Here is a 17495-nt window from a genome sequence, read left to right on the forward strand (position 1 = left end):
CCGTCCCTCATGTGCGATGCCGCCCGTGCTTCATCGTCAGCATGGAATCACGCCATGCTTCGGTGTGGGGATGTTCGGGGCCGAGGAGGCGCTCGGCATCGCCGAGGACCTGTTCCAGCAGCGTTATGGATTCGGCGGCGCGTCCTGCCTCCCAGTAGGTGGCGGCGAGGTTGGCCTGGGTGGTGAGGGTGTCGGGGTGTTCCCGGCCCAGAGCGCGCTCACTGTCGGCGAGAGCCTGTTCTTGCAGGGTGATGGATTCGTCGGCACGCCCTGCCTGCCAGTAGGCAACAGCGAGGTTGGCCTGGGTGGTGAGGGTATCGGGGTGTTCCCGACCGAGGACGCGCCGACGGTCGGCGAGAGCCTGCTCCAGCAGGGTGATGGATTCGTCGGCACGCCCTGCCTGCCAGTAGGCAACAGCGAGGTTGGCCTGGGTGGTGAGGGTATCGGGGTGTTCCCGACCGAGGACGCGCCGACGGTCGGCGAGGACCTGTTTCTGCAGGGTGACGGCGTCGGCCGTGCGTCCTGCCTGCAAGTAGGAGGTGGCGAGGTTGGCCCGTGCGGCGAGGGTTCGCGGGTGTTCGGGGCCGAAGATGGGCTCGGCATCGGCGAGGACCTGCTCTTGCAGGGTCATCGCGTCGGCCGTGCGTCCTGCCTGAAAATACGAGGCGGCGAGATTGGACGCTGCGACGAGGGTTTGGGGATGAGCCGGGCCCACTCCGCTTCGGCGGGCGGCGAGGACCTGTTCCTGCAGGGCGATGGCCTCTGCAGTCCGTCCCGCCTGGCGGTAGGAAGAGGCGAGATTGGCCCGTGCTGTGAGCGTGCCGGGGTCATCGGGGCCCAGGATGCGGTCGGTGTCGGCGAGGACCTGCTCTTCCAGGGTGATGGATTCGATGGTGCGTCCTGCCTGCCAGTAGGACGTGGCGAGGTTGGCCCGTGCCGCGAGGGTCTGCGGGTGTTCGGGGCCGAGGAGGCGCTCGGCGTCGGCGAGGACCTGATCTTGCAGGGCGATGGCGTCGGCGGTGCGTCCTGCCTGCCAGTAGGAGGCGCCGAGGTTGGCCCGTGCGGCGAGGGTCCGTGGGTGTTCGGGGCCGAGGACGCGCTCGGCATCGTCGGTGAGTCTCTGCCAGTAGGCAGTGGCCGCTGCCGCGAGACCTGCGTCATCCAGGCTTCGGCCGGCGCGGAAGAGAACCAACGGGCCTTCCGGCTCCCAGAAGTGATCGCCGGAGTGGTCGGCGAGTACGGCGGTGTTCGATCTCAAGGTCGCGGCAAGGTCCGCGTGCGGCTGATCGACGTCCGGCCAGATACGCAGGAGGGCTTCGGCATCCGCGATGGCCAAGGCACGCAGGTCTCCTGGGGGTGTCGCTTCGCGGGCGGCCCGGGCGGTGAGAGCGTGCACGCGCACAGCGCGGGGCTCGCGGCGGGTGTCGCAGTTGAGCAGTGCGTACCGGTGCAGGGTGCGCAGAGCGGCTTGGGCCTGTTCCGATGTGACCGCGTCCGGCGGGTTCTCGGGGGTGACGGCCGCTTGGGCACGGTGCTGGGTGAGGTAGTCGCAGATGTCGGGTGTGGCCCACAGGGCCTGTGGGTGCCCGGCCGGGTCGAGGAGGGAAGCCAGGCGCAGAGCCGGTTCCGCGAGTCCTGCGGGTTCGGTGTGCTGAGCGGCATCGAGGGAGAGCAGGAGAGTGGCGGCGACCTGCCGACCGTAGCCCTCGGTGTCGGCCTCAGGGGGAAGAACCTGGTCGAGCCAGCGACGGCCGTCGGTGAAGCGGGCCAGGTAGTCGGTACAGCTCAGGCCTTCGTTGATCATGTAGGCGGCGGCGTGGCCGAGTGCGAGCGGCAGGTGCCCGAGTTCGGCGGCCAGCTCGGCGGCGGCAGTGTCCAGGAGGTGCTCGGCGTCGTCGTCGGCGAGACGGGCCTGGAGGTAGGCGGCGGCTTCGCCGGGCGTGTAGACGTCGACGTTGACCCGCCTGCGGCCACCACCGGTGATACGGGCGTCGTGCAGGCGGGTGGTGGCCAGTACCCATCCGCTGCCGGTCCGGCTCACCGGCCACCACCCGTCCATGCCCGACGGGTCGCAGATGTCGTCGAGGACGACCAGCCACCGGCGAGGCGTCGTGGCCAGCCACGACATGAACGCCCGGGCGTCGTCTTCCGGCTTCTCCCCGGCCGCGCCGGGAGCCGCTACTCGAGCTGCGGCTTGCGCGTAGAGCGTGATGACCTGCTGCACTTCGGTCGCCGGCGCCCACAACACCAGATCCGTGCCGTCCCCGAGGGCCTCGGCCGCGTAGGAGCAGGTCAGCTGCGACTTCCCCACACCACCGCCGCCGGTCAGCACGTGAGCGGGCACCGCCGCGTTCCCCGCGGAACGGGCGGCGTCGATCCGCTCCCGCAGCTCGGCGCGTGGCTGGAACGCCGAGGCCAGTGTGGGAACGGCACCGATCTCCAGCGGCCACTGCACTTCGTCTGCGGCGGCGGCCGGGTGCAGGTGGTACTCATATTGCCGGTTGTCGAAGACCTGACTGTGCGGGCCGACCGCGTTGTGGGTCGCGTTCCGGCCTGCTCCCACACCCCCGCCGCGCACGTTCATGTGCAGTGCGGGCTTCGGCTCTTCGCGCGCCGGTTGATCGACGGGTGATCCGGGTTCGGATCCGACCGGCTGCTTCCTGCGGCGCCGCCACTCGGGCGTCATCGGCGCTCGCTGTTGTCGCCGATCGCGTTGTCACGCACATCACCGGCTGCGGCGACGCCGTCCCGGCCGGCCTCGACGTCCGCTGCGAGTCCACGACGGCCACCGGGCGCCGGCGGGTTAAGGCGGCCGACGACTTCGGATCCGTCACCGATCGCGTTGCCGATCACGTCTCCGCCGGCGGCGACTCCTCCGCGCCCGGCGCGCACCCGGCGACCGCCGCTGCCGGCGGAGGAGGAGGTACGTACGAGGGCCACCACCGACACCGCCAGACCCGCCAGGCTGACCACAGCCCCCACGATGCTCGCGGTCCGGTCTCCCGTATCGAGATCGACCAGCACCGCCACCCCGATCAAGCCGACCGCAGCAGCACCTGCCACCAGCGCAACCACCCACACGGCGACCCGTTGCGGTCCCGAAAGTCCTGCCATCCCTGCACCCCGCCTACTCATCCCGAAGACCGTCAGATGGCCTCAGGTGAGGACCGTAACGCGGGTTGGATCCGGTGGGGAACCAGATGCCGAAACGGCGTACGCGTGAAGGTGCGCAGCCGGATGCACCGCTACACAGTTGATCGTTTCTGCTGGACCGCCGGGCCGCTTGCGGCGGCCAACGGTCAGGCACGATGCGGTGTGATCTGTGAGGCGTGCAAGGAGGCCGTTGCGGTCATCGACGAGCGCCGGCCACTCGACATGCGGAACGGCAACAGGGTTTCTCCCGCCCCGCCTGTCGGGTTGCGTCAGCGGGTCGGGCAGACGTCCTGGGTGACCTTGCCGGCCTTGCCGCCGCTCGTCGCGGGGTCCAGGGTCGGGGACATAGGAAGCAAGCGCGACGAGGCCGTCCACCTCAACTACCTGTCCTGGGCCTACAACATGTGCCTCTACGACACCACGCCGCCCTGACCACCGCACAGGCCGCCCTCGCCGCGGCCCGCGAGAGCGACGACCAGCTCCAGGTGGGGTGGGCCCTGGGCTACACGGCCGGAGCACTTCACCGACTCGGCCGCGCCGAAGAGTCCCTCAACTGGGCCCGGGAAGCCGCCGACCAGCTCGGCCGGCAGACCGGCGCACCAAGCCGCCTCGCCGAACTGACCATCCTCAACACCCTTGGCCAGAACCTGCGCCAGGCCGGACGCGCACGGGAAGCCCTGGCCATCCACCGGCGCAGCCGATCCATCTGCCACGCCGGCATCCCGGGAAAGCCACAAGAGCTGATCGGCCTCTACCTGGCAGTGACCCAACAGCACATCGGCAACGACCTCGCCGCCCTCCACCGCTGGAACGAGGCAGAAGAACCCCTGCGCTACGCGCTGACCCGATTCGAGGCAGCGCGGATGCCCGCCTGGAGCGAACCGGCCCGCCTCGACCTCGGCATCGTCCTGCGCCACCTCACCCGCCACCAGGAAGCCCACGCGGTCCTCACCAACGCCCACGATGCCCTCGGCCTGCTGAACAACCCCCGCCGGATCGAAGCCGCCGACGAACTCCGCCGACTCGATTCCACGCGTAACCGCGCTGCTCACCCGCCAAGTTGACGAACGGGCCTCACGAGCCCCACCTGTCACGCCGCTGGGGCGGGCGCACCGCGCCGGAGAGCGCCCCGCCCGCCCCCGGGTCGTCACCCGTGGTGCAGCAGGCTCGTCACCAGCTCGCGCGGCAGCCCATGGGTGTCGTGGAGGTAGTGGAAGTCCTCCTGCGTCAGCGGGCCCCGGAACCGGGGGCGGTCCAGCACCTGCCGCCCGCGGTCCAGGAGCCGGCGGAACCGGCGCTCCTCCTCGCGCAGGATCCGGCGTACCTCGCCCGGGTCCATGTCCTGCCGGAAGTGGTCCAGTGTGTGCCGGACCAGTTCGTCCGGCAGGTCCTCGATGCCCCGAGAGGAGTCCTCCCGCCACAGCACGGTGAGCATCCGTCGCACCAGGCGTCGCAGCACGTAGCCCTGCCCGGTGTTGGCCGGGCGCACGCCGTCGCCGAGTACCACGACGGCCGAGCGCAGGTGGTCGCAGACCACGCGCAGCGACCGTTCGTCCAGGGGCCACAGGGCCGGTACGAGGTTGCGCCAGGGGTCGAAGACGTCGCACTCGAACACGGACGGCTTGCCCTGGAGCAGGGAGGCGAGCCGTTCCAGGCCGAGTCCGGTGTCCACGTTGCGCTGGGGAAGGGGTACCAGGGAACCGTCGTCGAGTCGGCGGTGGGTCATCGTCACGTGGTTCCACACCTCCACCCAGCGGTCGTCGCGGGTGGGCGTCGACTCGGGCGGTCCGTCGCCGTTCCACAGGAAGATCTCCGAGTCGGGGCCGCACGGTCCGACGGGCCCGTTGGACCACCAGTTGTCCTCCACGGTGAGTTCGACGGGGACTCCGAGCTTCTCCCACAGCTCCTGGGAAGCGGTGTCGGGCCCGGTCCGGTCGTCGCCGGCGTGGACGGTGGCGTACAGCCGGCCGGGATCCACGCCCAGCCCCTCGGTGAGGAGCCCGTATCCCCAGTCGAGACTGAGCGGGCCGTCGTAGTCGCCCAACGACCAGGTGCCGAGCATCTCGAAGACCGTCAGGTGGGTGGCGTCGCCGACCTCCTCCAGGTCCGTGGTGCGCAGACAGCGCTGGACGTTGACCAGGCGCCTGCCCAGCGGGTGGGAGCGGCCCTCCAGGTACGGGGTGAGCGGGTGCATGCCGGAAGTGGTGAAGAGTACGGGGTCGCCGGGGGGGTGGCAGCAGCGTCGAGCCGACGATACGGCGGTGCTCGCGCTCTTCGAAGTATTCGACGAACGTTCTGGTCAGCTGCTCGGTGTTCATGGGGGTGACTCCTTCGCGTCGAGCGGGAGAGGCACCGGAGAACGGGACCGTGCAGTCTCCGACCGGGGGCAAGGGCGCCACGGCACGACCGACGGACCGTTGTCCGGTCGCCGGGGAGAGGAGAAGGTCAGGCGGCGGCAACCGGCGAGCTGGTCGCTCGCGCGGTCGCGGTGGTGCTGGGGCCGGTGACGTTCATGCGGCCAACCATAGTGCGAGCCTGCCGCCGGTGCTCGGGTATTTCGCGCCGGCGGCAGGGGTGGGGGCGTTCTGGACGTACTCGGGTGCCCCGACAACCTGGGGGTCCCCGGACGGAGTCTGGGGGATGAGGTGCCGTGCCGGGCGGGCCGGGCCCGGCGAGATCCGGAAGAGACGGCCTAGTAGGGCTTGGTCAGGTTGGGGCTGGTGTGGGTATGCCGCGGTGGCAGGTGGGGCATGCGCCGGTCCATGTCGCGAGGAGGGTCTGTAGCTCGCGGACGATGCGGTAGAGGCTCAGGCCGGCGTGGTGTCTCGATGCTCGATCACCCGACCTCAGCCGACGCTCTCGCGGAGATGGAGCGATGCGATCGCCCCGTGACCGTCGACGATCTCGTCGCGATCGCCTACGTGCTCAACACGACCCTCCGGTCAGCACACCACGAGGAACAGCTGCAGGGAGCGTACGCAGAGCTGAGTGAACTCGGCGACCTGGCAGTCCAAGAAGCAGATGCCCCGCCCGTGCAGCGTCTGCAGTGGCACATCCAGGACGGCGAGCAGGCGCTCAATCAGTCCGAGGTCGCGCCAGCGCTGACTGAGCATCGGCTCGACAACCTCCGAGAAGGCACCTGACAGAGGGGCCCGGTCAGCCGAAGTCACCTACTCATAGGCTATTTTGACTGGTCTTTTGCCTTAAACCGACTTTCATTACGAACTAGGGGAGAACGCCATGGGCATCACCAGTACTGCACGTAGGACGCGGGCCGAGATCGCCGTATCCATCGCGGCCCTGGCCGCGGGCTCACTCATACTCACCGCCTGCAGCGGAAGCAGTGACAGCGCCGGCAAGCTCGACGGCATCTACTACGTCAAGGACGTCAACGGCACGTCCGACCTCGGCCAGCTGGTCGTCAAGGGCAGCAATGTCTCGCATCATGAGTACAGCTGCGATGGTGTCTACGAGGAGCCGGACGTGACCAGCACCGGCGAGTTCAACAAGGATCAGTCCCAGATCATCTGGACGGTCGCCGGAGACGACACCCGCAACAGGCGGACCGGCACCGAGCCCATCTCAACCAGCAGCACCTCGATCAGCGTCAGCGGTAGCGCGTACGTACGTGACAACTCCGATGCGGGCAAGGCTCTGCTGGACGCCTTTAAGGCCAAGTGCAAGAAGTAACGTCGACGTCCCGCTCGGCCGGCCAAGCAGCGCAGAACCCCGTGGACATCGCGTACACGGGGTTCTGTCCTTCCTCGTCTGGTCAAGCCTCTACGCCTGCTCCTGAAGCTGCTGCGCCCGGTACTCCTCGATGGTCTCCGGCGGCCGGCCGTACTTCGGGGCATGCTGCTCGACGAATTCGAGCTCGGCCCACGCTGTTGGCCTCTGAATCCTCGACTGGGCCACCACGACGAACACCACAGCGCTGGCGCCGATGTTGGACAGACACCACCCCGTCAGCAGCACCACAGGCAGATCATCCTTGATCGCCATGGTGACCAAAACGCCCAAGCCTGTACCGTTGACCAGAATGCTCGACACGTACCCCTCGAACGTGCCGGCCAGACGCGCCAGGGTCCTCGGCTCGTTGCGATGCCGCAGGGAGCGCACCATCTCGCCGACGCACACCACGGTGGTCACAGCCGCCACGGTGCTCAGTGCCAGTTCACGGATTCCGGTGATCCGCCATCGCGCCGAGCGCCACCAGCCACGCGGGAACTCGCCGCGAAGCCTGGTAAGGCTTGGTCAGGTTGGGGCTGGTGTGGGTATGCCGCAGTGGCAGGTGGGGCATACGCCGGTCCATGTCGCGAGGAAGGTTTGTAGCTCGCGGACGATGCGGTAGAGGCTCAGGCCGGCGTGGTGTCTTGGGGGGGCTCTGGCCAGTCGTTGCAGGGTGCAGAAGGCGTGGGCGACGGAGCCGAGGGTGACGTGGTGGTGCCACCCGTTCCAGGTGCGGCCCTCGAAGTAGGCCAGGCCCAACGCCTGCTTCATCTCGCGGTAGTCGTGTTCGATGCGCCAGCGGATCTTGGCCAGGCGGACCAGTGTGGTCAGCGGGGTGTCGGCGGGTAGGTCGAAGAGCCAGAACTGGACGGGTTCGGCCTGGTCGGCCGGCCACTCGGCCAGGAGCCAGCACTCGGGAGGCTCCGGGCCGTCGACGGATTGGCGGACCTCGCGTCCGGCAGGACGAATCCGCAAGGTCACGAACCGCGAGTACATCCGCTTGAAGCCACTGCGGCCGGTGCCGGGCCGGGAGCCCTCACGCCACCGCACCGGCTTCGCCGCCTTCCGGCCCGCCCCGATGACCAGCCGTTTCACCGACTGTGGCTTATCCGGGTACTTCGCAACCGGCGGCCGTCCGGTCCCGGAGTACGTCTCGGTCACCGGCCTCGCTCGGCCGGGCTGGGCCGACAAGCCCTACTAGTGCTGGGGCAGGTGGGTCTTGGCATCCTCGTACGTCCCCTCGCCGGGTGCGGTGGCCACGGCGTAGAAGAGGTTCAGCACACCGGTCCGGAAGGTCTCGGCGGACACCAGCTCCAGCGGGATCGGCGGCGCGTCCTCCTCGAACAGGCGCATGCCGGTGCGCACGGCGATCGGGTGCAGCAGGAGGTTCAGTTCGTCCAGGAGCCCGGCGGCCACCAGCTGCCGCACGACGGAGACCGAGCCGCTGATCCAGACGGGGGTGTCCGCGCCCGGCTCGTTCTTCAGCGCGGCGACCGCTGTGGCGAGGTCGCCGACGAGCAGCTCGGAGTTCCGCCAGGTGAAGTCGTACGGACCCTTCGACACCACGATCTTGCGGGCGTCACCGAGCACCTTGGCGAACGGGGCATCCTCTCCGCCGGCCGCTTCCCGCTCCGGCCAGGCGCCCGCGAAGCTGTCGTAGGTCCGGCGCCCGAGCAGCAGCGTGTCGGCCCGGCCGAGGGTCGCGTCGACGGCCGCCCCCATCTCCTCGTTGAAGTAGGGGAAGTGCCACTGGTCGGGCGCCTCGACGACACCGTCGAGCGAGATGAACAGCTGCGCCTTGATCTTCCTCATACCGGCCTCCGGGGGCTGCTGGTCGGTCCGTCCGCGTACGACCCCATCCAAGGGCACGCGGCAGCCGGACGCCGCGCGACGCCCCGGAGGGTCCGTGCGGGGACAGGCGGGGACAGGCGGAAACAGACCAGCCCTTAGGCTCCCGGTCATGGACGTGGGTGAGCGCTGGGCGATGTACGACGGGCTGCGGGGGCAGGTCCCGCACTGGCATCCCGTCGGGGTGGTCGTCGAGGCCGAAGGACCGGTCGTACGCCGCCACTACGGGACGCACGGCACGGCCGAGCACACCCCCCTCGCCCCGGGGACGGACACCGCCGCACTGGTGCGCCGCCAGCAGGAGGCCTTCGCGGAGCGCGGTGAGCCGGTGGAGTGGAAGGTGTACGCGCACGACTCGCCGGACCTCGGCCCGGCGCTGACGGCGGCGGGGTTCACCCCGGGCTGGGAGCGTTCCGTACTGCTCGCCGCACCGCTGCCCGGCGAGCGGCCCGCCGCCACGGCAGAGCCCCGGTCGGGGGTGCACGACCTGTACCGGGTGAGGGACCAGGCCGAACGGACCTGGGAAGTCGCCGTGGCCTCCCCCGGCCCCCACGCGACGCCCTACGCCGAGATGATCGCCGACGGCGCCTCGGACGAGGGCGATGTCCTCATCGAGGTCCTGCTGGAGCACGGCCTCGCCGTCGCAGTCGCCTGGGCTTGCGCCGACGAGGGCCCCTTCGCCCTCGTCGGCGGCCTGACCGACGACGACGGGGACTTCGTCAAGGCCTGTACCGACCGTTGGCGCGTGCAGGGCCTGCTCGGGCAGCCCCTCCTCGCCGAGGCCGAGGGCCCGCTGCGCGAAAGCCTGCGGAAGGCCGGCTTCACCGAAGTCACCACCGTTCGCTCCTACCACTGGCGCCCACCGAGCACCCCCGAGAGCACCCGCCCCGCGCAGTTCCTCGACTGGCTCCACGACGACGGTCCGCTGTGGGACCGCTTCTACGCTGACTTCGACTTCAAGCCGAGCACCACCCACCGGCCCGCGATCACCGAACCCGTTCCCTCCGCCGTATGGCACCTGCACGCCCACCACCGGCCGGTCCAGGACGTCCCCGGGCGGGTCGACGCGATCGTCCGGCACGGGCTGCTCGCCGCCACCGAGCCCGGGGAGTTCGTGTACTGGCTCGACTGGCAACACGACGGCTACCGCTACGACCCCCGGCGCACCGACGCCCCGGGACGGCCGCCCCGCCCCGGTCTGGGCACGTACCCCGACGGCGATTACCACCTCCACCTCACCGACGACCTGCGCCTGGGCACCTTCGGCCACCCCTGGGAACAGACGCTGACCGTCTGGGGGCCCACCCTGCTGGCCGCCGTCGAGACGGAACTGACCGAGCTGCTCGGAGAACCGGTCAGGCGCCGCACCTGACGCTGCGACACCTGTCGCACGAAGGCGTTGTAGGCCGGTGACAGATCGGCGGTGCAGGGTGGCCGACGGGGCGACCCGTCCCGCTCGTTCCGCCGACCCGTGTACCCCCCTGCCAGGAGCCGCCCTCGTGAACGCTGACTCCGTGCTGCCCCGACGGCCCGCGCCCGGCTCCGAGGCGCCTCGCGCGGACGTACCGTCCCCGGGGCGGCGTGGGCGGCGGAACTCCGCCCGGCAGGGCGCGGCAGCGGCCCTCCACGGCGTCGGCGCGGTCACCGCCGTGCTGCTCGTGCTCGCGGCCATCGGGGCGATGATCGGCGAACCGGTGCTCATACCGTCCCTCGCCGCCAGTGCCGGAGTCCTGCACAGCACCCCGACCCTGCCCGTGGCCCAGCCCCGGAGCGTCGTCGTCGCGCACCTGCTGGGCGCCGGAGCCGGGTACGTGGTCCTGGCGCTGGCTCAGAGCAGCCCCTGGAGCGCGGCGCTGGCCGGGGGGTTGACGTTCGCCGCCACCGCCCTCGCCCGGACCCCGCACTCGCCCGCCTGCGCCACCGCGGTCGTCGTCGTGCTGCAGACCCCGGCGCCCGCGCGGTTCGTCCCCCTGCTGCTCGGCGCCACCGTGATCCTCGTCCTCGCCGGTTTCGCCGCGTCCCGTATACGCCCGGGAGCAGCCCGGTACCCCGTCCGCTGGTGGTGACCGGTGGCCGCGGCGCGCCCGGCAACTAGCGTTCACTTCCAGTGCATTGCAACGAGCCGGCCGGCTGACGTTGCGTTAAGCTCGAAACCATTGCAATGAAATCTCGCTCTTGACCTGCAGAGATAGGGATTTGACGCAACGATTCCGTTGCCAGCTCATCGAACGCAACGTAGCTTTTCGTTCATCAGAAACCGCGGGGCGCACAGAGCGCAGCCGCTGATGAAGGAGAAGGCACCATGCAGAAGTTCGCCACCACCGCCCCGATCGCCACCGTCCTGGACGTCCCCGCCGGGCTCATCCGGTTCATTGCCGCCGACCGGGCCGACACCACCGTCGAGATCCTCCCCGCCGACGCCTCCAAGGACCGCGACGTCAAGGCCGCCGCACAGACCACCGCCGCATACGCGGACGGAGTACTGCGGATCGCGGCCGCACCCGCGAAGAACCGGATCCTCGACCACCCGGGATCCGTCGAGATCACCGTCCAGCTGCCCGCCGGCTCCCGCGTCGAGGCCAAGACCGCCGCCGCCGAGCTCCACACCACCGGACGCCTCGGCGACGTCACCTTCGAAAGCGCCCAGGGCACCGTCACGCTCGACGAGACCGCGAGCGCCCACCTCACCCTGATGGCCGGCGACATCACCGTCGGACGCCTCGGCGGCCCCGCCCGGATCACCACCCAGAAGGGCGACCTCCAGATCGCCGAGGCCCAGCGCGGCACCGTCGAACTCACCACCCAGGCAGGCGACATCACCATCGGCACCGCCCGCGGCGTCTCCGCCACCCTCGACGCCGGCACCGCCCACGGCCGCATCCACAACACCCTCACCAACACCGACGGCGCCACCGCCGGCCTCAACATCCGCGCCACCACCTCCTACGGCGACATCACCGCCCGCAGCATCTGAAGGAACACATGCGCCAGCCGTCCGCTCAACCGACGTTCGTCACAGCCGAGAAGGAGCACAGCACCATGACCCACACCCTTACCGACCAGGACCGTCCGGAACTGCAGGAGGCCATCCAGCAGATCGTCGATTCCGGCTTCACCGGGGTGCAGCTGCGCGTGCACGACCGGCGGGGCGAATGGGTCGGCACCGCGGGGGTGGCCGAGCTCGGTGGGACGGCGAAGCCGCCGACGAACGGGCGGGTACGGATAGGCAGCAACACCAAGACCTTCACCGCGGCCCTGGTGCTGCGGCTGGTGGCCGAGGGAAAGGTCCGGCTGGACGACACGGTGGGCGACATCCTGCCCGAGTTCGGGCTGGACCGGCGGATCACCCTGCGGATGCTGCTGCAGCACACCAGCGGAATCTTCAACTTCACCGGCGAGTACTACGAAGACGGGACGATCGTGCCGGGCATCCCCTGGTCGGGCCGGGAGTGGGTGGACAACCGGTTCAAGACCTACCGGCCCGAGGAGCTCGTACGACTGGCCCTGTCCAGGCCGGCCCGATTCGAACCCGGCACCGACTGGAGCTACTCCAACACCAACTACGTGCTGGCCCGGCTGCTGATCGAGCACGTCACCGGACGCGCCTACGCCCAGGAGATGGAGCGGCTGATCCTGCGTCCGCTCGGGCTGCACGACACCCTCGTACCGGAAACCCGAACGGACCTCCCCGAGCCGCACGCCCACGCCTACTACCGGTACGAGGACGCCGGCCAGGAGAGGACGGTCGACGTCACCCGCCAGAACCCTTCGTGGATCTCGACCGGCGGCGACATGATCTCGACCGCCCAGGACCTCCACACCTTCATCGCCGCGCTGATGGGCGGCAGGCTCCTGCCCGCACCGCTGCTGGCCGAGATGTGCACGCCGCACCCGAAGGCCGGCTACGGCCTGGGGGTGTTCGTGCAGGACGCCGGCGCGCACGGCGGGACCGTCATCAGCCACAACGGCGGCATCGCGGGGCACGGGGCGCTGATGTACAGCACGCCCGACGGCAGCAAGACCCTGACCGCCGCGCTGAACTATGTGGACGACGCCTCGATGTCCCTGGCGGCGGCGTTCCAGAGGGCGACGCAGAGCCTCGTCAAGGAGGCGTTCGCCGGTCAGTAGGCCTGGCGGGGGGAATGGTTCCCCTGCCGGCGTCATCACGGCGTCACCCTCACCGGGGCAGGAAACGGAAGACCCTCGCCAGTGCGGCAACCAGACTGAGGTGGGCGACGACCAGGAACACCCACTCCATGGGGCCCATACGCCAACGGCCTCGGGCCGTCAGCCGCCATGCGTACGCCGCGGAGCCGACGGCGAGCACGAAGAGCGGCGCCCAGAGGATGGCCCACCAGGACCGGACATCGGTCAGGCGGAGCACGAGGGACAGCACCGCGAACAACGTCATGGCCAGGCCCCACCCCGGCTCCCCCTGTTCCTTTTCCTCGATGGCGGACGACGATCCTGACGGGGCTCTCACGGCAGGTCCTCCCGGGTTCACTGGAGCCAAGGCCACAGGGGGTGCCGCGACCACGGCTGCCGCACGCCCCTCCGTTCGAACAGAGCTCACCTTAACCATCGGCCGGACAGCCCCGATCAGGTTGATGCCGGCGAGCCGAACCAGGACGACGGCAGGGCCGGCCCGGTTCCGGGAGCTGCGGATCTTGCGTCGGTTTCGACCCAATGATCGGATGTGAAAGCGCCCCAACAGACGCAACCCATAAGGCCGTTCGCGCGTCTTGCAGGCCGGACGGCCTGCCTGCTCGCTCTCTCGCGAACGCGAGAGGCGCAGGCGGCGTCCCGGCCGGAACCCCCTTCGGCCAGGACCAGGGCGCGGGCCTCGCCGACGCCTGCCCCTGTTCCTTCCAGGCGTTGCGCAGTTCGAGAGGTCTTCACCATGCCCGTGGTCGATACCGGTTTCAGTGTCCTGTCCGAGGACTTCGCCGCCGCCCCCTCCCGCCACTTCGCATGGTTGCGGGAGCACGCTCCGGTCCACTACGAACCGGCGATCGACAGCTACTTCCTCTCCCGCTACGAGGACGTGAGGCGGGTGCTCACCGACCATGAGGCGTTCAGCACCGCGACGCTGCAGGTACGCGCCGAGCCGGTGATGCGCGGGCCGGTCCTCGCCCAGATGACCGGGGCCGAGCACACCGCCAAACGAAGAATCGTGGTCCGTGCCTTCACCGGACCGGCCCTCCAGGACCAGATGCGCGTCATCCACGCCACCGCCGCCGAACTCATGGCCCCCTTCCTCCCCCTGGGCCGCATGGACCTGGTCAACGACTTCGGCAAGCCCTTCGCCCTGCACGTGACGCTCGACGTCATGGGCCTGGACCGAAGAGACTGGCAGCAGGTGGCCGCCTGGCACAGCGGGGTGGCCGAGTTCATCACCGGCATGACCCTCACCCCCGAACGCCGCCGCCACTGCATCGACTGCGCCGAGCAGTTGGAGGCCTACCTCCTCCCCGTGATCGAACGGCGGCGCCGCGACCCCGGCGAGGACCTGATATCGAAGCTGTGCACCGCCGGGTCCGACGGCATCGCCATGAGCGACCGCGACGTCACCGCGCTGATCATCAACGTCCTGGCCGCTGCCACCGAGCCCGCGGACAAGACGCTGGCGCTGCTCTTCAAACACCTGATCGACCACCCGGAGCAGCTGGCGCAGGTGCGCCGGGACCCGGACCTGCTGGCCGCCGCGATCGCCGAGACCCTGCGCTACACCCCGCCGGTCCAGCTGATTCCCCGCCAGGCGGAGGAGGACACCGTGTTCGCCGGCACCACCGTCCCGGCGGGTGCCACCGTCTTCTGCATGATCGGCGCGGCCAACCGCGACCCGGACGCCTTCACCGCCCCGGACACCTTCGACATCCACCGCCCGGACCTGGGCACCGCCCGCTCCTTCACGGCGGCCGCCCAGCACCTGTCCTTCGGTACCGGACTCCACCAATGCGTCGGCACGGCCTTCGCGCGCGCCGAGATCGAGACCGTCGCCGCGATCCTCCTGCCCCTGCTCGACCAGGTCCGCCACAGCCCCGGCTCCCGCTACGAGGAAGCCGGCTTGTACACCCGGGGCCCGCTCGCGCTGCCCCTGGACTTCACCCCCGTCCGCTGACGCGGCACCGGTGGCCGTGACCGGCGTACACGACCGACGTACACGACCGGGGCCCGTCCTTCCCCTTCCCTACACCCCCACTCCCCCACTCCCCCACTCCCCCACTCCCCCACTCCCCCAGGCGAAGACGACCATGACATCGACCGACATCACCCGCGCCATCGACGATCTGCTGTTCACCCCGGGCCTCGACCTCACCGAAGCCATCGACCGGCATTTCACCCCTGACTACCGCCAGCGCACCAACGGCGAGTGGAGCGACCGGGCCTCCTTCGCCCAGCACATGACGCGCCTGCGCTCCCTGATCCGCAGCGGACACATCGAGGTCCACGACGAACTCCGCGACGGACCGCGCTACGCCGACCGGCACACCGTCACCCTCGTCCACCACGACGGCCACACCTCCCGCACCGAGGTCTACCTCTTCGCCGAACTGGCCCCCGACGGCCGCTTCCGGCGCGTCGAAGAGACCACCCTCCTGGTCACCGGCGACCCCGGCGACCGGAATCTCGGTCTCGTCAGATGAACCTCGATCGCAGTCCGCAGCCGCAACGAAGGGATGGAGCCGCCATGGTGTCCGTGGGGGAAAGACTGAGCAGGGCGCGCGTACGGGCCTTCGTCGGCCGGGACGAGGAACTCGGGCGCTTCGGCGAGGCGTTGGCCGGCGATCCGCAGGCGCCGTTCGCGTTCTACGTGTACGGGCCCGGCGGCATCGGGAAGTCGACGCTGCTGCGGCGACTGGCGGACCACGCCCGGACGGCCGGCCGGCTGCTCGTCGAGCTCGACGGCCGGTTCGTCAGCCGGGACCCCGCCGATTTCGAGCACGCCGCCGGACCGTTCCTGGACGTTCCGGGCACGGTCCTGTTCGTGGACTCCTTCGAGCACTGCCAGTGGCTGGAGAGCTGGCTGTGGCACCACTTCCTGCCCCGCGCCGCGGACGACACCCTGGTCGTCCTGGGCGGCCGGCGCGCCCCGCAGCCGCAGTGGGCCGCCGATCCCGCCTGGTCCCGGCTCCTGCACGTGAGCGAGCTGGAGCCGTTCTCCGCGGAGCAGGCCCGGAGCCTGCTGGTGGCGGCGCAGATCCGGCCCGAACTGCGCGACCGCGTCCTGCGCTTCGCCGGGGGCAACCCGCTGGCGCTGTCGCTGGCGGCCGCGGCCGGATCGGAGGGCTGCGGCCGGGAGGAGATCTGGGCCCCGACCGCGGACGTGCTGCGCACCCTGCTGGCGGGGCTGATCGGGGAGGTGCCCACGGCCGCCCACCGCCGCGCCCTGGAGGTGGCGGCGCAGGCCCACTCGACGTCCGAGGAGCTGCTGGCCGCGGTCCTGCCCGGGGAGGACGCCCATCCGCTCTTCTCCTGGCTGCGGGACCTGCCCTTCATGGAGTCCACCCTCCGGGGCGTGTACCCGCACGACGCGGCACGCGAGACGCTGGCCGCCGACCTGCGCTGGCGGGCGCCCAACGCGTTCGAGGCGATGCGCCGGCGCCTGGCGGACGAGTACCTGCGCATCCTGCGCGAGGCGCCGGAGGAACGGGTGTGGACCGTCACCGACGATCTCTTCTACCTGTTCCGGGAGGGCGCGACGCTGTCCCGGCTGCGCTCCTGGTCCCGCGAGGACGAGGTCCACGACCGTCCGCTGCACCCGGACGACATCGATGTCATCCTGCGCATGGCCACCGAGACGGAAGGGGCCGCCTCCGCGGACCTGGTGCGCTACTGGGCGCAGCGCCAGCCGCAGGCCTTCAGCGTCTACCGGCTCGTGAGCACGGGCCGGATCGTGGCGTTCACGGCGCGGCTGGCCCTGCCGTCCCCTCCCGACGCCCAGGACCTGGCCACCGATCCCGTCGTGGCCGCCGCCTGGCGGTACACCGAGGCCACCGCGCCGGTGAGCCCCGGTGAGCACATCGGCGTCAGCCGCTTCTCGATCTACCCCGAGCAGTACCAGGTGCCTTCGCGCGTCATCGACCTGAGCAGTTCCCGGGCCCAGGCGGAGGCGGCCCGCGCCCGCGGGCGCGCGTACGGTTTCGCCGTCTTCCGGGACGCCGAGACCTGGGCCGAGCGCGTCAAGGGCACCCTTGCGGACACGGGGGCGCGGCCGCGGGTCGGTGCGTACACGTACGGGCTGTTCGGCGTCGACTGGCGGCAACTGCCGGTGGAGTCATGGCTCATGCACTTCATATCGGCCACCGAGGTGCCCACCGCCCCGGCCGGTCCGTCGCCCGTCTCGCGCTCCGCGTTCGACCAGGCCGTACGCGAGGCGCTGGCCCACTGGCGTGATGCGGACGCGTTCGCCGCCTGCGCCCTGCTGCGTACCCGGCTCGCGGCCGACTTCGGTGATCCTGTCGGGGAGTTGCGTGCCCTGCTGCGCCGGGCCGTCGACGACCTCGCGCTCGACCCGCGCGGGGTGCGCGCCCGCGAGGCCCTGACGGCGGGCCACTTCTCCGGTGCGCCCACCCAGGAAGCCGCCGCCCGGCGTCTCGGCCTTCCGTACGGCACCTACCGCCGCCACCTGCGCCAGGGCCTGGACCTGCTCTGCGAGGCCTTGTGGCAGCGGGAGTTGCACGATCCGCGTCGGTGACGGGCGACGCGTGCCTTCGTGGGCGCGAGCAGGTGGACAGGTGCGGACAGGAGTGGACAGTGGCCGC

The 17495-nt window shown here is 70.5% G+C and carries 16 protein-coding genes and 2 pseudogenes; 11 read left to right on the forward strand and 7 right to left on the reverse strand.

All coding sequences use genetic code 11. From position 1 onward, the window contains the following. Positions 1–7: 7 nt before the first annotated feature. Both JYK04_RS04825 and JYK04_RS04830 read right to left on the reverse strand, forming a co-directional pair. Positions 8–2563 (reverse strand): tetratricopeptide repeat protein, encoded by a 2556-nt coding sequence (locus JYK04_RS04825; protein WP_237410256.1) that lies wholly within the window; start codon positions 2561–2563, stop codon positions 8–10. 119 nt (positions 2564–2682) lie between these two features. Then, a complete protein-coding gene (locus tag JYK04_RS04830; protein WP_189746733.1) occupies positions 2683–3114 on the reverse strand; it encodes a hypothetical protein in 432 nt (143 codons plus the stop codon). A gap of 105 nt (positions 3115–3219) precedes the next feature. Between JYK04_RS04830 and JYK04_RS41015 the strand changes: the two genes are divergently transcribed. Both JYK04_RS41015 and JYK04_RS41020 read left to right on the forward strand, forming a co-directional pair. After that, positions 3220–3585: a hypothetical protein gene (locus tag JYK04_RS41015; protein WP_237410257.1), complete on the forward strand. Its 366-nt coding sequence runs from the start codon at positions 3220–3222 to the stop codon at positions 3583–3585. Then, the gene (locus tag JYK04_RS41020; RefSeq protein ID WP_229876844.1) at positions 3558–4217 is read left to right on the forward strand and encodes a tetratricopeptide repeat protein; all 660 of its coding nucleotides are present in this window, start codon (positions 3558–3560) and stop codon (positions 4215–4217) included. The genes JYK04_RS41015 and JYK04_RS41020 overlap by 28 nt, the downstream gene beginning before the upstream one ends. An 83-nt stretch (positions 4218–4300) precedes the next feature. Here JYK04_RS41020 and JYK04_RS04840 read toward each other — a convergent pair. Next, positions 4301–5471, reverse strand: a pseudogene (locus JYK04_RS04840) (alanine--tRNA ligase-related protein). 570 nt (positions 5472–6041) lie between these two features. On the opposite strand from JYK04_RS04840, the gene JYK04_RS04845 reads away from it, so the two are divergent. Then, the gene (locus JYK04_RS04845) at positions 6042–6296 is read left to right on the forward strand and encodes a hypothetical protein (RefSeq protein ID WP_229876843.1); all 255 of its coding nucleotides are present in this window, start codon (positions 6042–6044) and stop codon (positions 6294–6296) included. A gap of 97 nt (positions 6297–6393) precedes the next feature. Beyond that, on the forward strand, positions 6394–6843 hold the full coding sequence (locus tag JYK04_RS04850; RefSeq protein WP_189746731.1) for a hypothetical protein: 450 nt from the start codon (positions 6394–6396) through the stop codon (positions 6841–6843). 90 nt (positions 6844–6933) lie between these two features. Here JYK04_RS04850 and JYK04_RS04855 read toward each other — a convergent pair whose 3' ends face one another. From JYK04_RS04855 to JYK04_RS04865, 3 genes and pseudogenes are all read right to left on the reverse strand, one after another. Beyond that, positions 6934–7302 carry a hypothetical protein gene (locus JYK04_RS04855; RefSeq protein WP_189746728.1) on the reverse strand — a complete coding sequence of 123 codons (369 nt, stop codon included), beginning with the start codon at positions 7300–7302 and terminating at the stop codon, positions 6934–6936. Positions 7303–7530: 228 nt separating this feature from the next. Continuing rightward, positions 7531–8070: pseudogene (locus tag JYK04_RS04860) on the reverse strand (IS701 family transposase); the annotation flags it as partial. 9 nt (positions 8071–8079) lie between these two features. Beyond that, complete coding sequence (locus tag JYK04_RS04865) at positions 8080–8694, reverse strand: dihydrofolate reductase family protein (protein ID WP_189746726.1); 615 nt, start codon at positions 8692–8694, stop codon at positions 8080–8082. A 148-nt stretch (positions 8695–8842) separates the two neighbouring features. Here JYK04_RS04865 and JYK04_RS04870 point away from each other — a divergent pair, with 148 nt between their 5' ends. The 4 genes from JYK04_RS04870 (at position 8843) to JYK04_RS04885 (ending at position 12858) form a co-directional block, all read left to right on the forward strand. Then, on the forward strand, positions 8843–10102 hold the full coding sequence (locus tag JYK04_RS04870) for a DUF2716 domain-containing protein (protein WP_202186034.1): 1260 nt from the start codon (positions 8843–8845) through the stop codon (positions 10100–10102). Positions 10103–10229: 127 nt separating this feature from the next. Further along, on the forward strand, positions 10230–10796 hold the full coding sequence (locus tag JYK04_RS04875) for an HPP family protein (protein ID WP_229876842.1): 567 nt from the start codon (positions 10230–10232) through the stop codon (positions 10794–10796). A 236-nt stretch (positions 10797–11032) separates the two neighbouring features. Next, entirely contained in the window at positions 11033–11704 is a 672-nt protein-coding gene (locus tag JYK04_RS04880) for a DUF4097 family beta strand repeat-containing protein (RefSeq protein ID WP_202186035.1), read from the forward strand. Positions 11705–11769: 65 nt separating this feature from the next. Beyond that, positions 11770–12858 carry a serine hydrolase domain-containing protein gene (locus tag JYK04_RS04885; RefSeq protein WP_189742155.1) on the forward strand — a complete coding sequence of 363 codons (1089 nt, stop codon included), beginning with the start codon at positions 11770–11772 and terminating at the stop codon, positions 12856–12858. Between the two features lie 49 nt (positions 12859–12907). Here JYK04_RS04885 and JYK04_RS04890 read toward each other — a convergent pair whose 3' ends face one another. Beyond that, positions 12908–13141 (reverse strand): hypothetical protein, encoded by a 234-nt coding sequence (locus JYK04_RS04890; protein ID WP_189742157.1) that lies wholly within the window; start codon positions 13139–13141, stop codon positions 12908–12910. Positions 13142–13630: 489 nt separating this feature from the next. On the opposite strand from JYK04_RS04890, the gene JYK04_RS04895 reads away from it, so the two are divergent. The 3 genes from JYK04_RS04895 (at position 13631) to JYK04_RS04905 (ending at position 17428) form a co-directional block, all read left to right on the forward strand. Continuing rightward, a complete protein-coding gene (locus JYK04_RS04895) occupies positions 13631–14851 on the forward strand; it encodes a cytochrome P450, cyclodipeptide synthase-associated (RefSeq protein WP_189742160.1) in 1221 nt (406 codons plus the stop codon). A 133-nt stretch (positions 14852–14984) separates the two neighbouring features. Then, a complete protein-coding gene (locus JYK04_RS04900) occupies positions 14985–15377 on the forward strand; it encodes a nuclear transport factor 2 family protein (RefSeq protein ID WP_189742163.1) in 393 nt (130 codons plus the stop codon). Positions 15378–15421: 44 nt separating this feature from the next. Beyond that, the gene (locus tag JYK04_RS04905; protein WP_202186036.1) at positions 15422–17428 is read left to right on the forward strand and encodes an ATP-binding protein; all 2007 of its coding nucleotides are present in this window, start codon (positions 15422–15424) and stop codon (positions 17426–17428) included. Positions 17429–17495 lie beyond the last annotated feature (67 nt).

The sequence above is a fragment of the Streptomyces nojiriensis genome (assembly GCF_017639205.1).
GTDB lineage: Bacteria > Actinomycetota > Actinomycetes > Streptomycetales > Streptomycetaceae > Streptomyces > Streptomyces nojiriensis.

Bases quoted from the DNA above. Each gene is read 5' to 3' on its own strand.
- JYK04_RS04830 (WP_189746733.1), bottom strand. From the start codon at position 3,114: ATGGCAGGACTTTCGGGACCGCAACGGGTCGCCGTGTGGGTGGTTGCG.
- JYK04_RS04850 (WP_189746731.1), top strand. From the start codon at position 6,394: ATGGGCATCACCAGTACTGCACGTAGGACGCGGGCCGAGATCGCCGTA.
- JYK04_RS04865 (WP_189746726.1), bottom strand. From the start codon at position 8,694: ATGAGGAAGATCAAGGCGCAGCTGTTCATCTCGCTCGACGGTGTCGTC.
- JYK04_RS04870 (WP_202186034.1), top strand. From the start codon at position 8,843: ATGGACGTGGGTGAGCGCTGGGCGATGTACGACGGGCTGCGGGGGCAG.
- JYK04_RS04880 (WP_202186035.1), top strand. From the start codon at position 11,033: ATGCAGAAGTTCGCCACCACCGCCCCGATCGCCACCGTCCTGGACGTC.
- JYK04_RS04885 (WP_189742155.1), top strand. From the start codon at position 11,770: ATGACCCACACCCTTACCGACCAGGACCGTCCGGAACTGCAGGAGGCC.
- JYK04_RS04890 (WP_189742157.1), bottom strand. From the start codon at position 13,141: ATGACGTTGTTCGCGGTGCTGTCCCTCGTGCTCCGCCTGACCGATGTC.
- JYK04_RS04895 (WP_189742160.1), top strand. From the start codon at position 13,631: ATGCCCGTGGTCGATACCGGTTTCAGTGTCCTGTCCGAGGACTTCGCC.
- JYK04_RS04900 (WP_189742163.1), top strand. From the start codon at position 14,985: ATGACATCGACCGACATCACCCGCGCCATCGACGATCTGCTGTTCACC.
- JYK04_RS04905 (WP_202186036.1), top strand. From the start codon at position 15,422: ATGGTGTCCGTGGGGGAAAGACTGAGCAGGGCGCGCGTACGGGCCTTC.